This is a genomic window from Pseudomonas sp. LAIL14HWK12:I10 (assembly GCF_900184205.1).
GTDB lineage: Bacteria > Pseudomonadota > Gammaproteobacteria > Pseudomonadales > Pseudomonadaceae > Aquipseudomonas > Aquipseudomonas kermanshahensis.
In genome coordinates this window covers 161,514-175,318 of the sequence record NZ_FXWU01000008.1, presented here as the reverse complement: position 1 = coordinate 175,318, position 13,805 = coordinate 161,514, and the positions used below count along the sequence as shown (strand labels likewise).

The following is a 13,805-nucleotide window of genomic DNA, read 5'->3' as shown; positions in this document are numbered from 1 at the left end:
TGGAGCGGTTTAAGTGGCAGTTAGCATTAAGAAGCTCAGCAATTACGAAGACAGCAACGGAAACAAAATCGAATTCCCCGGAACAATCGAAAGCAATGTAAGCATCACGTTTCGGGGCCAAAACAACAAACTAGTAGTGGAAGAAGGCTTCAGAACCGCTAGCCTCACTATTACTTTTGACTGCAATAACGCCACTTGCTTCCTAGGAAAGAGCACTTTCAGGGGCTTCATCAGAATCGGCGAAAGCTGCGCGATTTCAATTGGACAAGGTGTAACTTGCACAGACAACACCTACATTTCTACTGCAGAGCATTCTTCTGTAATTATTGGAAATGACTGCATGATCGCATCATCCGTGCAGGTGCGCTGTGATGACGCCCATCCTATCTTCTGCATTAAAACTGGAGATCGGATAAACCTTCCCGAACCAATCATCATTGGAAACCATGTTTGGTTAGGCGCTCGGGCGGCGATCCTAGGCGGAACAGAAATTGGTGAAGGCTCAGTGGTTGGATTCGGCAGCATCGTAAAAGGCGACTTCCCTAATAACTGCGTTATAGTTGGAACACCTGCAAGAGTTGTACGAAAGGATGTCGCTTGGGAAAGACCACATCTAACTCTTAATGAGCCCTACTACAAACCAAACTCTGACAGCATCACAAAGTCTCAGTACTGGAACGCAACAGTGGCTAAATCTCAGCCCTAAATGTCATGTATATATTTCCAAGCCCGCTGATGTCTTGGAGCTGTCCGGTGCCGCCGTCCACGAAGGTCACCTTGGCGGTACCGTCGTCGCGGTTGTAGCGGCCGCACAGGGCATGCAGGCGGCGCCCAATGAGCGTGGTGTTGTCGTCCGTCAGTTGCGCGATCATCAGCGGGTGCAAGCGCATGCCGGCGCCGTCGTTGCCGCGCATCTTCACGGTCAGCGAGGCCGTGGCGGCGTCATAGCTCAACGCCTTGATGCCGTCGGCTTGATAGTTGGTATTCAGCGAGGGCACCCCGGAATCTAGCAGGATCAGGCCACGCGCCAAGATGCGGGGCGCGCCCAGGTCGGTGTCGCCAATACGGATACGCGGGGTGTGGAACTCAAAGGTGCCGGCGCCCATGGCGGCAAAGTTGCCGATGGCAAACGTCACGCGCAGGTTTTCCGGCGAACTTAGCGGCGTGGTGAAGCTCACCACGTATTCACGCCACTCGGGCGAAGTAATGTCAACGCTGCCACCACCGCGCCCCAGCGGCAGGTAGTCGATGGCCACCGCGCCGCCGACACCGCTGATCGCCCGCGCAAACAGCTTCATTTCGACCTTCACACCCGGCCCGACCAACACGCTCTTTTCGTACTTGGTCGACACGCTCGCCGGCGAGTAGATCCGGCCGACACCGTCCGTGATCGAGTAGGTGCCACCCACCCCGACCATCGACGGGATGAAGGTATTCAGATCGCTTGGGATGTTCATTGGCTGACCTTGAGCGAGACGTTGGAAATGATGCGGCGGATGCCGAGTTTGCGGATTGCGGGCAGCTGGCTCTGCCGGTCGACGGTGTACACGCCCCAGTCCACGCCCTTGGAAAAGGCGTAAGCGACGGCCTCGGGGATGGCCAGCGTGGCGTCGTAGTCCCAGATCAACACCAGTTTGCCCAGGTCAACCATCTGGTCGATGTAGCCTTTCACCTCGTCGACGATGGTGGACACGCCGAGCAGGCCCAGCTCCATGTTGGGGTTAAGTGCGCGGGTCTGCCGCAGAATGTTCATGTTGAACGAAGACATGCAGCAGGCACTGTCCATCTGCGCGGCCACGATCATGGCCACCATGCCCACCAGGTCGGCGGTGTTACGATAACGCTTGAACTCCGGGTAGATGAACGTGCCGGCCGTGCGGGCGATTTCCAGGTACTCGGAGAACCGCGACAACCGCACCGGCGCGAAGCGCGTACCTTGCCCGTCCTTCATTTCCAGGCTGTCCAGGTAGGCCGACGTCAGCGTGGTGAACGTGCCGGTACCCGTGGTCAGGTTGTCCACGGTCGTGTCGTGAAACAGGTAGTACTCACCGTCGGCGCTGACCGCCACGTCGCACTCCAGCGCGTCGGCGCCACTGCTCAGCGCTGACGAGAAGGCCAACGCGGTATTCTGCGGGGCCTGAGTCATGAAGCCACGGTGCGCGACCAGCTCCATGGGCCGGCTGTTCTTCTGCTGCATTGAATGCATGTTGAGGGTCTGCAGCAGCTTGATATCACCCTGAACACCCAAGCCGGATTCGCTGCCGACTTCACCGGCGCCGGTGGGTGCCTTCAAGTCTCCGCGCAAGGCGGCAGTGCCCTCGGCCGACAGCCGCGCCTGTTTGGCCAGACTCGGTACCGGGCCGCTTTCGGTGGCCACGTCGGTCTGGTCGTTGCCGTGCACGTAGGTGTGTTGCTTGAGCGACGCCGCTCTAGAGCGGGAAGCGGCCTCGCCCATCTGGCCGGCATAGGCTTCCAGCGCTGAAACATCGGTCATACTTTTTCTCCAGGCAATAAAAAACCCGCCTCAGCGGGTTGTTTGCCGAACCGGCTCTACGCGGATCGTTTCCACATATACACGGTCAGGTAAGGCGGCAAGTTGTTGTGCGCCAGGCCGCCGCCGGCATCGCCGGTGTTGGGTATGTCGTTCGGCTTGGTCGCCCGCGTGCCGTCGTCACCCGAGGCGTACACCGGGCCGGTGGTGCCGGACGGAACGTCCGAGCCTTGCGGCATGGCATGGGCGTGGACCGGCATTTCGGCGCTGCTCAGTACATGGCTGTACTCGCCGCCCGAGCCGCCAACCGAGAAGGCCCGCACATCGCCCCGGGCGTCGGTGCCGGTGCCGGCACCAATCAGCATGCGGCCGGGCGCCAAGGCCAACCAGGTACCGAAGCCGAACAGCTTGGCGGGACTGGTGGCCACGCTCGCGTTCATGTAGACCGACCCCACCGGATACACCACGTCCAACATCGTCGGCTTGTTGCCGGCGTGGTACGGCTCTTTGCCCCCGTCAAAGGTCATGCGGCCATTGCCGGTGAAGCGGGCCACCTCGCGGCGGTCGACCAGCAGCACCACATCTGAGCCGTTCTCAGCGGTGCCGCCCGTGGCGAACAGGCCGGTATCGCCATCATCGTCAAAGGCATAGCCGACCTCGCTGGCATTACCGCCAGGCAATCCCTTGGCCGTGCGCACGCCTTTGGTGGCCTTGAGCAACCCCGCCAGGGTACCGCCCGACAGCGGCAGGTAGTCGCCTACCATCTTCTGGATTGCCTGCTTGAGCTGGTCGGTTTTGGTCTTGTCCAGGGCGATGCCGGCGCCGATCACCACGCTGGCGATTTCCTCCTGCACCATGTTCAGCCACTCCGCCTTGAGCGGCGTGGGTGCCGCCCCAGCGGATAAGCTGCCGTAACGGAACCCGCCGGCCGCCGACACCAGATCGGTCCAACTCGAAATCCTGTGCATGCTACATCCCCTCAAACCCGGCCAAGGCGGCCGGTAACGCGTAATGAATGGCGTCGAAAAGCTCATCGACCTGGGCGGTAATCGCCTTGACCTGGGCGTGCCCGTAGCCGATCACCACGTCGGTATACTCGGGCGCCTCCAGCTGCAGCCGGCAATCCAGGGACGCCGCCTCAGCGGTGCCATAGGCCTCGAGCGGCGCCGACGCGACCCACGACCACGGCCAGCCGTCGCCGTAGAGGAAATCGCCCGTGGCCACCACCCCGACCCGGGCCGGGCGAAACTCTTCGATTTCGATGGCCAGGCCGAGCCGGGTGGCCAAGCGCCGGTAATAGCTCAGCTGCGGCGCGCCGCTCGCGGTCAGCTTGTCGATGACCGCTTGCCGGCGCTCTTCCAGGGTCTGCGACCCCGACACCGTGCAAGCATCGGGAAGGCCCAAGTAGGCCTCCCAGTCCGGCAACAGCACGGTAGCGGTGGCCGGGTTGAATTCCAGCAGCAGGCCTTCGGCATCGCCGTCGACCCGGGCCAGCTCGGGAGCCAGCGCGGCCAGCAGCTGCGCCCAGTCCGGCTGCTGCTCCAGGTCGAACGCCGGGCCAGGGGGCAGCAGTTGCTGCAGCGTCTGCAGGTAGTCCGCTTCGCGTGCGACCGTCATGGTGGTCACACCGTGCCGTCTGGCACTTCCGCTGGGTCAGTCTCCGGTTGCGGCGTTTCGACCGGCGCCGGCGCCTGTTCCAACTCAGCCACGCGGGCCTGCAGTGCCTGGTTGGCTTCCAGCGCTTGCTGCAGCTCGGCGCTGGTGGCCTGTTGTTGTTGCTCCAGCTCGATCACGCGGGCCTGCAGCACCTGATTGACCGCCAACGTATCAAGGGCGGCCGATTCGACGTATTGGCCCAGCAGCGCGAACGCCTCAGCATTGCCGGCAACCAAAGGCGTTGGCAGCCCTTCCTTGGCGCCGAAGACTTCACCGTCGCGGCGGAAGCGGGTAATGGTCATGTAATGGGCGCCATAGCTGCCGTCCTCTTGGACGCGCACGACGATTTCGTACAGGGAAGTTTGTTCGCTGAATTCAGGCATAGTTAGCTCACTACTGTGTCGGTGTTGAGGATTTTCCAAGCCGTCGTGTGCGACTTGCAGGTCTTGGTGCCGCCGGGGGCATCTGTGACTTCGATCAGATAGCCGGGATACAGCGCGGGGTCAGGCATCGTTGCGACGGTGTACTGGCCGATGCGCAAAGCACCGCTCAGGCGCACAGGCCCCGAAACGGTCAGCTTGTCCGAGCCGCTTTGTGTGATGGTGCCGATCCGCAGATCACCGTTCAGGTAGTTCGGCGCGTTGCCGGCGGCGTACACGTTCCAGCGCTCGTAACCGCTCTGCAGCCCTTGGTTGAGCCGTAGCGAGCAGGCCATGGTGATGGTCGTGCTGGTAACCGAGTCGACGCGGAAGCCGTCATGCTCCGTTACGGTCACGTTGGCCCCCAGCCCCGGCGTGATCGACGTGTAGTTGGCCGTCAGCGCGACGACCGTAGGGGACGCCTGCGCCGGCAGGTTTACTACCCCGCCAAAGGCGCTGCTAAACGCCGCCAGGCCGTAGGTGCCCGCCGAGAACACGCCGTACTGGCTACCCGCAGCGGGCAGCGCAGTGGGCGTGCCACGCACGTTGACCAGGAATCGGTCCACGGGCGCGGCGCCGACACCCAGGCTGCCCCCAAGCATGAGGTTATCCAGCGGCATCTGCGCTACCGGCACCTTGCCCGTGGCATCCAGCGCGGCGACGCCATTAGCCGCGCCGCGCTGGGTGCTGGCCAGCTTGCCGTCTAAAGCCCCCTGCAGGCCAATTACCGTGCTGATCGCTTGCGACCCGGTGTGCGTGGCCCGGTCGCGCAACTGCGCGTCGGGGGCGTTGATCAGCTCCCACGCCGTGCCGGTAGAACGATAGGAGCGAATCCCGGTATACCCGTCATCCGCATCAAGGATGTAGTTCGGGGTCAGGCTGGGGTCCGGCAGTGTGGCCACCGTGTACTGGCCCAAACGCATGGGGCCGAACAGCGTCAGCTTGGTGATGAACGCCTCTCGCCAGCGCTTGAGCAAGGCGCCCAGGTCAAAGCCGTTGTCTTCGCCCGGGTTGAGCCCGTTGGTGAAAATCTCGGCCACCTTCAAGCCCACTTTGGACGTGGCATTGAGCGCGGCGTAGAACCAGATGCGGGTCGCGGCGGTGAACGCCGTGCTACCACCGCCGACGATCACCAGGTTGGCGTCCTGTGTGCTGGTCTGCTGCAGCACCAGGATATCGGCCTGGCTGCTGTCGCGGTGCGGCGTCAGGATACGGCCGAACACATCGCCATTCGCCACAAAGCCATTGCGCAGGTACGCGCTGCGGGTGCCCAGCAGCTCGGTGGAGTTGACCTTAAGGTTCACCCAGTACGGCGCGAATTCTTTGGCGGACGTCCACACCACCACTAGAAAGGCTTCGTTGTTCTGGTTGAACACCTCGACCCGGCTTGACGTTGGAAACTCAATCACCCCCATCGGCGCGATGCTGACCGCCGACGAGTACCAGGTGAACCGTGGCATCTGCAGGTCGGCCATGTAACGCAGGATTTGCTGCAGGGTGGAAAACACCGCCCCGGTGAACGGGTCGTACATCCGCCCGTCAGGGCCGCGCGGGAAGATGCCCGTCAGTGCCCGGTCCATGCTGAACGGCGTGTAGGGTTCGCTAATGTCGGCATAGCTGGCACCCTGCGGGTCGTACTCGGTGACCAGCAAAATGCCGCCAGTGTCCGCGCCGGGGCTGCTCGGGCGCGCCGTCAGCAAGAGGTGGCTGATAGTGCCGTCCGGCCGCAGGCTCAGGCCTTCCGACTCCATGCGCACACAGTAATGCCCCTCGGCCGCCAGTCGGTTGACCAGCTGATCAGCGCGTACCGTGCCGTACTCCAGCAGTGAGCCATCCAGCCCACAGGCGGCCACCCCCACGGCAGCCACCGGCATGGAGACCGGCCCGTCTGTTTCAGGGATGTAGGAGCCACCCAGGCCGAATATCACCCGGCCGCCCTGCAGCACCACGCCCTGAGATTTCGGCACGTAGTTGTAATGGGCGTTGGTCGGCAGCTGCCAGCCGACAATGTTCTTGGCAACGTAGAATTCACTGCACCGAACAAAGTTCTTGTCGTACACCAGCCAGCGGGTGCGGGAACCTTCCGTGCCCATGTCGACCTGCAGCTGCTCGATGATCCAGCGGCCACGGTCATAGGCGTACTGCAGGCCAACCCCGGTCAGGCCGGTGCTGACCCCCGCCACGGTGGCGCCGTTGGTGGGCAGCACGCTGATGTCGTAGGCATGCAGCCCATCCGTGCCGGCCTTGTTGTACAGCCGGCGAACGCCGTTTTCGGCAATGATCACCAGGCTTTCACCGCCTGGGGCGATCAGGAACCAACCACCGTACGCGCCGTTGGCCTCGTACCAGGCAATGACCGCTCGGCTGCCGTTGGCATACTTGATGTAGATCCGGCCTTGTTCGTCGTAGCAGTGGCCTTGAGGGTAGATATAGCCCTGGCTGGGGCTGCCGACCGACTGAAACGCCGACACGTAGTCGGGGAACAGCTGCGGCAACGCCAAGAACACCGATTTGCGAAACACCGCGTCGCGGGTGCGGCCCAGCACATCCACCGCCTGTTGGGCCTTGGTCATGTCCTCTGCGCTGGCCTTGGAATCCAGGGCTTGCCGCTGCGGGGTGCTGACCGGTTTTTCCGCATCCGAGGTGTTGTCGATCTTGGAAAGGCCCAGCGAGCCCTTGATCTGGCTTTCAGATTGAGCACCGAGCAGCGACCGGATAGGTGTGCTCCAGGCCGAAATGATCGCTTGGCGCATCCCTCGCAAGGTCTGCTTCTTGGTGCCTGCGCCCTGTACCGTCGGATACAGGTCATCCTCCGAACTTTCATTGGCAGGGTCCAATGCGGAGATCGGCTTGTAGTTTTCCATGGTTACTCCGTGAGCAGAGCGAAGCCGTCTTCGGTCGCAAGTTGTTTGCCGTCTTCCAGCAGAAGGGTGTTAAGCCAACTCATCGTCCCCAGCACCCCGACTTCATTGGCCGCCAACATCACATCGCTGGCCGGCTGGCTCATCACGTAGTCTTCTTCGGCGGGGGTGTTGCTGATGGCCGCGCGGATGTGGGAAATCCGCAGCACCTGCCCGGGGCCGCCCTCTTCCAGAATCAGGTCAGCCAGCGCAGCGCTGACCGATTCGCGCAGGGCGGTGCTGTCCGGCACCAGACGCATGTTGAAGTTGATCGGGCGACGGGCCGGCGCCAGTGCGTACACCTCGGCCGTGACAGGGCGCTTCTTCTCTAGATGCGCCTGCATTTCGTCCACCTGGGCTTGCGTGGGGATGAAGTCGGGATCGCCGTCACGCACGAAGGCCAGGCCAAAGGTGCCCGGCCCCATCCAGCGGGGCAGCGCCCAGGCCCGGGTAACACCTGGAATCTCCAAGGCCCATTCCACAAAGTCGTCACCGTTGCCGACCTTGCTGGGGTTCTTGAAGGCCGCCTGGACCCGCGCGCGCAGCGGCTCGGTTTCTTCCTGATCGGTACCGCCGACAATGCCGCCGTTGCTGATAACGGCCGTCGAGTTGACCCCCAGCACCGGCCGGGTGGCCGTAAGGCTACCGGCCTCGATGTTGCCCGAGGCCCCAACAGCCTCTGCTGCCAGCTTGAGGGTGGCGGACCCGCCGACAATCACGGCGGTTTCAGTCACCGCATACCGGCGCCCATCGCTGGACTGGTACACCACCCCGACGTCCACCAGCGCGCCGTTGGAGCCGGTGACCACCGCGCTGCCTTTGGCGGCCGTGGCATCGTTGGGGCCGCCTTCCAGACGCCACTGCGCCCAGCGCCGCAGCATCTCATCGCCACAGGTGGCCGGGCTCGACTGCAGGGCAATCCAGCGCAGGTACCCATACAGCTCAAAGGCCGTACCACTCAGCGCACGGGCTGCCACCTTGGCATCAGACCGGCGCAGGGCATCCGGGGCGTTACGCTCAAAATCGGCTTCGGTGCGGGCGATCAGCGCAGGCAAGGTGGGGATTTCATACGGCATTGATCAAGCTCCAAGTGTCCTCAAAAGCCAGCTTCAAGGTTTCGCCGTTGGCCTCGGTCAGCACCACCTGCAGGTTGACCCGCTCGATGCCTTGCCGCTCGACCGTGACCGTAACGGCCGTCACGATTCCATCGTCGGTCATCCAGCGCAGCGCTTCTTCGGCGTAGTCGCGGGCGTCCTTGAGGGTGTCCGGGGTAATGGTGCGGCGGCGCAACAGCCACAGCCGGGAGCCGATCTGATCGCCCACCACCGTCGGCGCGCAGTCGCCCCACCAGCCCTGCAGGTCAGCGTCATCCACGGGGTCGTCTGCAGCGGCCCGACGCCAGGTGAATAGGCTGATGGTCACCGAGCGGCGCAGCAGGTCTTCGCGCGTCATGGCGCACCCCCTACCGGCTTGTTGGTGCGGCCCTGGCCGTTGAGAACGTTGTCATGGACGTGCTCAATCTGGCTGATGCCGCCGGCCACCTGATCCCCGGCCGACTCGATGCGGCCGGTAGTACGGATGACCGGCGTGTCAAAATCGATCGACTCGCCGGCCTTAACCTTGAGCGTCATGGTGTCGACCTCGATCACGCGGCCGCGCCTGAACACCAGGCTGTCACCTTGGTCGGTGTACAACGCCACTTCGCCGGGTTGCAGGCCCTGCAGGCGAAAGCGCCGGTCTGACACCATGATCACCACGCCGTGACTGCGATCACTGATGAAGCCCACCAGGGCTTCGGCTCCAGGCAAGGGGCAGGAAGTGAGGCCGTAGGGTTCCAAGTGCTCGACGTCGTCTTTCACCTCGCCGGCCGTGATGCGCAGCTGCAGGGCCTGCAGCTTGCGCGCCGAGTTGGCCAGCACGACCACGCCGCGAGCCAGCACGCTCGCCAAGGGGTTTCTCATGGCTTGTAGTCCGCTGGAATGAGGTATTCAAAGTTGTCGGTTTTCTTGCCCTTCTTGAGCTTGCGGCTCTCGTAGGCATCGTTCGGCTCAGGCAGGAAGCCATCAGGCGGGGCCACGGTCATTTTCGTCAGGGTTCCCGACTCGCCCAGCTCGTAACTGATTTCGCTGATGAGCATGTCGCGCTCCAGACCAATCAGCGGGTCGATCACCCGCACAATCATGTTGTGCCGCCACAGCTCGCCGGTGCTCTGCCGCCAACCCTGCACGGTGTAGTTGAGCGTCATAGCCTTGCTCAGGGCGTTGGCCCGCTCCCACTGCACGCGGTCGCGAGCCATCTTGTCGGTCAGCTGCCCCGACTGGCTGATCACCTTCACTCGCCGGCGGGTCACCCGGTCATCGTCTAACCGCGCCTCGACCTCAGAGGCCGCAACCCCGAACGAGTCGTCGGTACCGCTGCGCTGGCCGCGACTGATGTACTCGGAAAACACGTTGGAGAAGTCCAGGGCGGTGTCACCAGTGAGAATGTTCTTGCCCAGCTCCAACGCGTCGACCGCACGGCCGGCGGTGCCCGGGGAGGCAATTACCAGCCGGCCCCGGCCATCGTCCGTGCTGAACAGCCGGGAGAGCGTCAGCAAGCGGTCGATACTCTCGAACGCGGTTTCGCCGGGCTCGATGGTGTGATCATCCAGGCCCAGCGTGACCGTGGCCTCGTTGATAACCTTGATGCCGTATTCACCGGCCAAGGCTTCGACGATTTTCTGCACGCTCTGCCCGCGCCACTGGCCCGGCGAGTTGATCGCCGCGCAGTCCACCAGGTCGGCGGTTTTCGAGCGCCCGGCAATGCTCAAGGTGATGGTGGCGGCGTCATAGCTAATCGGCGTGCTGAACACATAGCCGGTCAGCAGCAGGTCTTGGCCAATGCGTACCTCGACCTCTTCACCCTGGCGGATGCGCACCGGCTCATCGTTACCGCCGGGCCACTTCCAGGTGACCGACACGGTGAAGTCACGCGCTTGGCGCTCCAGCCCGGCACTGATGCTGACGTCTTTCCAACCGGCGTAGTCGTGCCCGCCAACGCTCAGGGTGACGGTGTTATCTGGTTCCATGGCTTAACTCTTGGCGACTTGCAGTTCTACGGCAGGCACAAAGCCCGGGTGGCGAATCGCATTGCGCGAGACGATTTCGGCGCTGCGCAGGGCATCGCCGTACAGGCGGTGGGCCAGGACCAGCGACGACACCATTAGCCGCGGCTGATACGGGCGCAGCCACACCCCGCTGCGGGCCACTTGGGTCAAATGCCGATCCAAGGCCAAACGAGCGTCACTGAACGCGCCGAAGTGCTCCGGGGTACTTTCCCCCGCTACAACCCACATCGCCTCACTGATGGCGTCCCTGGCCGCGATAATGTCATCTGCTATCGGAACCCCTGCGACCATCGCGCCGGCGGCGTCGACTGTCGCCCCTTGCTGCTCAAGCTGAACGCTCAACGCCGCCGGCTGCGCGACGGTCTGGACGCTGGCCACCGGCACTTCGGCCATGTCCAACAGCAGGTCGACCACGGCCGCGTCCTGCACCAGGCCAATGACTGCGGACTGGATCAGAGCTATGTCAGGATCATCGGTCGCGGTCCGCTCGGCAGACAGCGCCACGATGGCCTGCGCCTTGCTCTTGGACGCATGCAGCGAACCACTGGACCCGTACCCACTGAACCAGCGTTCAACGCTCGCCAGATCGCTCAGCAGGCTGGCTGCCAAGGCGTCGGGGGCATTGATGACCGACTGCACGAACGCCCCCACATCGGCCACCAGGGACGTCAGCGGCTTGAGGAAGTTGATAGCGAAGGCATAGGCGCTGGAAATGGCCCGGCGCACCTTGTTGACCTGCTGCCGCGCCCAATTGACCTTGGCCATTACCGCGTCAAAGCGCGCCTTGATCCTCTCCAGCAAGCTCGGCACATGGGCAATCAGCTGACGGCGGGTATTCACCGTCTGCACCGGGAAGGTCAACATGCCGTCGATGAACGACAAGTTGAACCGCACCATGCCCAGCTCATTGCGCGCATGGGAGATTTCACACTTGCCGGCCGTGACGGTCAGCCGCCCAAACCAGGGGTGTATCAGCTCACCCGGCCCGGGCTTGTCCAGCGCGTCCAGCAGGCGGTCACGCTGGGCGATGAAGTCGCTGCCAGCCACGAAGCCTTCAAACCTGTATTCCCGCGTTTGCCGGCCCATGTCCTCGACCATAGGCTGATCGCGCTTCGGGTACTCATGCAACTGGGTGCGCCGGCCGACCGGCACACTGTCGCTGTCGACCAGAAAAGGCACGCCGCGAAACGAGGCCTCGCGGCGCAAATCACGCCATTCACTCATTGCGAACCTCCCATGGTTCGGCGGCCGACGTTCTGCGGCGTTACGGTCACGCCAGGTTGACTGCTCTTTGCCCCCTCCAGCCGCGTGCCCGGCGGTGCGCCCTCAAACAGCACACGCAACTCACCGTTCAACTGGGTCTTGCCGGCTGCCGCCGAAGACTGCCGCAGCAGCGAGCCCGGATCGGGCAGTTGACCCGGCGCTTTCAGCAGCGCACCGGGGGTGATGCCGAATTGCTGGGCGCGTTGCTCCTGGGCGGCCTTGACCTTCACGCCGGCATTAGCCACCAGGAAATCACCCGTGCCACCACCCTCACCCGCATTACGGCGCCTCTGCGCTTCGGCCATTTGCGTCACCTTGGCGGTGATGCCTGGCCCGCCATCCTCCATGCCCATGAACTTCAGCAGCGGCTCAATGTAAGGCTTGATGCCCTCCCACAGCTTCTTGAACCAGGCACTGATTGGCCCCCAGTACTTGATGATCTGACCTAATGGCGTCCATTCAAAAAAGGTCTTCATCATGTCCATCACTGGCACCGCCGCCGCCCGGATCAAATCCCACAGCGCAGTGAAGAACGGCCCGACCTTCTCCCAGTTGGCGACGATCAGACCGGCCGCTGCCGCGATGCCCACGGCGATGAGGCCGATTGGCGTTGCCGCAAAGGCCACGCCTAACAAGCGAGTGGCCACCATTGCAGTAAACACCGCTGCCCTCAGTGCGGTGAACGCTGCCCCGGCAATGACGATGCCGCGCACCAGTTGCGGGTTATTGCGCACCAAATCCGCTACCTGCGATATCCAGGGGCGTAGCTGGTCAACCACCGCATTGATACCCGGCAGCAAAGCATTGCCGACCTCCCGGGCGACACTCATCACACTGCCACGCAACAGTTGCATGTTGTTGGCCGTGGTAGCCGCCCGCGAGGAATATTCGCCCTCCATGGAGCCCGCGTATTTAGAGGCGTCCCCGACCTTGGCCAAGTTGCCCTTGAGCAGATCCAAGTTGGTCAGCAGCGGCGCAATCGCGGTGATGGACTCGGTACCGAACAATTCGGATAGAATTCCCGCCTGCTTGTCCTTGTCGATGGTTTTGATCCGATCGAGGATATCCAGCACCGCGCCTTGGGCATCGTCCTGCATGGCTTTGGATACCATCTTCGAGTCCAGCCGCAGCGCCTTGAAAGCGTTGGCCTGGGCCTTGGTGGCCGCCGATCCCTTGGTCATGGCCAGCATGAAGTTCTTGATACCGGTAGCGGCCACGTCCTGCTCAACGCCCACCCCAGCCATAGTCGCGCCCAGCGCGGCAATCTGCCCTGACGCCAGACCGGCAATCTCGCCCAGTGGACCGATGCGGGTGACGATGTCGGAAATCTGTTTGGTGTTGGCCGGGCCGGTGTTACCCAAGTAGTTGATCTTGTCGGCCAAGGTTTCAACATCCCCTTGCGTCAGTTTGAAACTGGTCCGCCACTTGGCCATCATGTCGCCACTTTCATCGGCGGTCTGATCAAAGGCAATGCCCATCTTGACCGCCGCTTCAGCAAAGCCCAGCAGCTCATCACGGGCAATTCCCGATTGACCGCCGGCCGCGACGATCTTGGCAATATCTGTCGCGGCCATGGGTAAGCGCTCGGACATCCGGCCGATGTCGTCGCCCATCTTCTTGAACTGGTCAGGCGTATCGAAGTCGACCACCTTGCGCACATCGGCCATCTGCGACTCAAAGTCGATGGCCGCGCGCGCACCGGCAATGAACGGGGCCGCCATGGCCCCACCGGTAACAATATCGCTCCAACCGATCTTGCCGAGGCCGGTGCTTTCCAGGTTCTTGCGGAACGCGGAAATGTTTTTGCGCACGCCCGCCAGGGTCGGTGACAGCTTGTCGACGCCTGTAATAAGCGCCTTGAGCTGGAACTTGTCAGCCATCCTCCCCCCTCAGCGTTTCCGCTATGCGCTGGCTGTGCATGACGGCCTCCAGAACCACGTCCAACGTCCGGCCCATCACCTGCTCAGGGT

13 protein-coding genes are annotated in these 13,805 nt (G+C 63.0%); 1 reads left to right on the top strand and 12 read right to left on the bottom strand.

Going from position 1 to position 13,805, the window contains the following annotated elements:
• The first annotated feature begins 13 nt into the window (after positions 1 to 13).
• Positions 14 to 706, top strand: coding sequence for an acyltransferase (locus QOS90_RS18980; protein WP_085273414.1), 693 nt, complete (start codon positions 14 to 16; stop codon positions 704 to 706).
• Here the strand turns inward: QOS90_RS18980 and QOS90_RS18975 are convergent.
• Genes QOS90_RS18975 through QOS90_RS18920 form a run of 12 tightly spaced genes read right to left on the bottom strand, consistent with a single transcriptional unit; the run spans position 690 to position 13,715 of the window.
• The gene (locus QOS90_RS18975) at positions 690 to 1,457 is read right to left on the bottom strand and encodes a hypothetical protein (RefSeq protein ID WP_085273415.1); all 768 of its coding nucleotides are present in this window, start codon (positions 1,455 to 1,457) and stop codon (positions 690 to 692) included. The genes QOS90_RS18980 and QOS90_RS18975 overlap by 17 nt on opposite strands.
• Entirely contained in the window at positions 1,454 to 2,494 is a 1,041-nt protein-coding gene (locus QOS90_RS18970) for a glycerophosphodiester phosphodiesterase (RefSeq protein ID WP_085273416.1), read from the bottom strand. The genes QOS90_RS18975 and QOS90_RS18970 overlap by 4 nt, the downstream gene beginning before the upstream one ends.
• A 56-nt stretch (positions 2,495 to 2,550) precedes the next feature.
• Positions 2,551 to 3,459 carry a phage baseplate protein gene (locus QOS90_RS18965; protein ID WP_085273417.1) on the bottom strand — a complete coding sequence of 303 codons (909 nt, stop codon included), beginning with the start codon at positions 3,457 to 3,459 and terminating at the stop codon, positions 2,551 to 2,553.
• Between the two features lies 1 nt (position 3,460).
• Positions 3,461 to 4,108, bottom strand: a complete 648-nt coding sequence (locus tag QOS90_RS18960; protein ID WP_085273521.1) for a putative phage tail protein — start codon at positions 4,106 to 4,108, stop codon at positions 3,461 to 3,463.
• Positions 4,109 to 4,113: 5 nt separating this feature from the next.
• Positions 4,114 to 4,530, bottom strand: coding sequence for a hypothetical protein (locus QOS90_RS18955; protein ID WP_085273418.1), 417 nt, complete (start codon positions 4,528 to 4,530; stop codon positions 4,114 to 4,116).
• Positions 4,531 to 4,532: 2 nt separating this feature from the next.
• Complete coding sequence (locus tag QOS90_RS18950) at positions 4,533 to 7,430, bottom strand: hypothetical protein (protein ID WP_085273419.1); 2,898 nt, start codon at positions 7,428 to 7,430, stop codon at positions 4,533 to 4,535.
• Positions 7,431 to 7,432: 2 nt separating this feature from the next.
• The gene (locus QOS90_RS18945) at positions 7,433 to 8,542 is read right to left on the bottom strand and encodes a baseplate J/gp47 family protein (RefSeq protein ID WP_085273420.1); all 1,110 of its coding nucleotides are present in this window, start codon (positions 8,540 to 8,542) and stop codon (positions 7,433 to 7,435) included.
• Positions 8,532 to 8,918 (bottom strand): phage GP46 family protein, encoded by a 387-nt coding sequence (locus tag QOS90_RS18940; protein ID WP_085273421.1) that lies wholly within the window; start codon positions 8,916 to 8,918, stop codon positions 8,532 to 8,534. Before QOS90_RS18940 ends, QOS90_RS18945 begins: the two co-directional genes overlap by 11 nt.
• The gene (locus QOS90_RS18935) at positions 8,915 to 9,427 is read right to left on the bottom strand and encodes a phage baseplate assembly protein V (protein WP_085273422.1); all 513 of its coding nucleotides are present in this window, start codon (positions 9,425 to 9,427) and stop codon (positions 8,915 to 8,917) included. Before QOS90_RS18935 ends, QOS90_RS18940 begins: the two co-directional genes overlap by 4 nt.
• Positions 9,424 to 10,533 carry a phage baseplate assembly protein gene (locus tag QOS90_RS18930; protein WP_085273423.1) on the bottom strand — a complete coding sequence of 370 codons (1,110 nt, stop codon included), beginning with the start codon at positions 10,531 to 10,533 and terminating at the stop codon, positions 9,424 to 9,426. Before QOS90_RS18930 ends, QOS90_RS18935 begins: the two co-directional genes overlap by 4 nt.
• 3 nt (positions 10,534 to 10,536) lie before the next feature.
• Positions 10,537 to 11,796, bottom strand: a complete 1,260-nt coding sequence (locus QOS90_RS18925; RefSeq protein WP_085273424.1) for a DNA circularization protein — start codon at positions 11,794 to 11,796, stop codon at positions 10,537 to 10,539.
• Entirely contained in the window at positions 11,793 to 13,715 is a 1,923-nt protein-coding gene (locus tag QOS90_RS18920) for a phage tail tape measure protein (protein WP_085273425.1), read from the bottom strand. The genes QOS90_RS18925 and QOS90_RS18920 overlap by 4 nt, the downstream gene beginning before the upstream one ends.
• Positions 13,716 to 13,805 lie beyond the last annotated feature (90 nt).

What these genes read in the sequence shown, in the direction of transcription:
- QOS90_RS18925 (WP_085273424.1), bottom strand. Translation starts at nt 11,796, where the DNA reads ATGAGTGAATGGCGTGATTTGCGCCGCGAGGCCTCGTTTCGCGGCGTG.
- QOS90_RS18955 (WP_085273418.1), bottom strand. Translation starts at nt 4,530, where the DNA reads ATGCCTGAATTCAGCGAACAAACTTCCCTGTACGAAATCGTCGTGCGC.
- QOS90_RS18930 (WP_085273423.1), bottom strand. Translation starts at nt 10,533, where the DNA reads ATGGAACCAGATAACACCGTCACCCTGAGCGTTGGCGGGCACGACTAC.
- QOS90_RS18975 (WP_085273415.1), bottom strand. Translation starts at nt 1,457, where the DNA reads ATGAACATCCCAAGCGATCTGAATACCTTCATCCCGTCGATGGTCGGG.
- QOS90_RS18935 (WP_085273422.1), bottom strand. Translation starts at nt 9,427, where the DNA reads ATGAGAAACCCCTTGGCGAGCGTGCTGGCTCGCGGCGTGGTCGTGCTG.
- QOS90_RS18920 (WP_085273425.1), bottom strand. Translation starts at nt 13,715, where the DNA reads ATGGCTGACAAGTTCCAGCTCAAGGCGCTTATTACAGGCGTCGACAAG.
- QOS90_RS18945 (WP_085273420.1), bottom strand. Translation starts at nt 8,542, where the DNA reads ATGCCGTATGAAATCCCCACCTTGCCTGCGCTGATCGCCCGCACCGAA.
- QOS90_RS18965 (WP_085273417.1), bottom strand. Translation starts at nt 3,459, where the DNA reads ATGCACAGGATTTCGAGTTGGACCGATCTGGTGTCGGCGGCCGGCGGG.
- QOS90_RS18970 (WP_085273416.1), bottom strand. Translation starts at nt 2,494, where the DNA reads ATGACCGATGTTTCAGCGCTGGAAGCCTATGCCGGCCAGATGGGCGAG.
- QOS90_RS18960 (WP_085273521.1), bottom strand. Translation starts at nt 4,108, where the DNA reads ATGACGGTCGCACGCGAAGCGGACTACCTGCAGACGCTGCAGCAACTG.
- QOS90_RS18950 (WP_085273419.1), bottom strand. Translation starts at nt 7,430, where the DNA reads ATGGAAAACTACAAGCCGATCTCCGCATTGGACCCTGCCAATGAAAGT.
- QOS90_RS18940 (WP_085273421.1), bottom strand. Translation starts at nt 8,918, where the DNA reads ATGACGCGCGAAGACCTGCTGCGCCGCTCGGTGACCATCAGCCTATTC.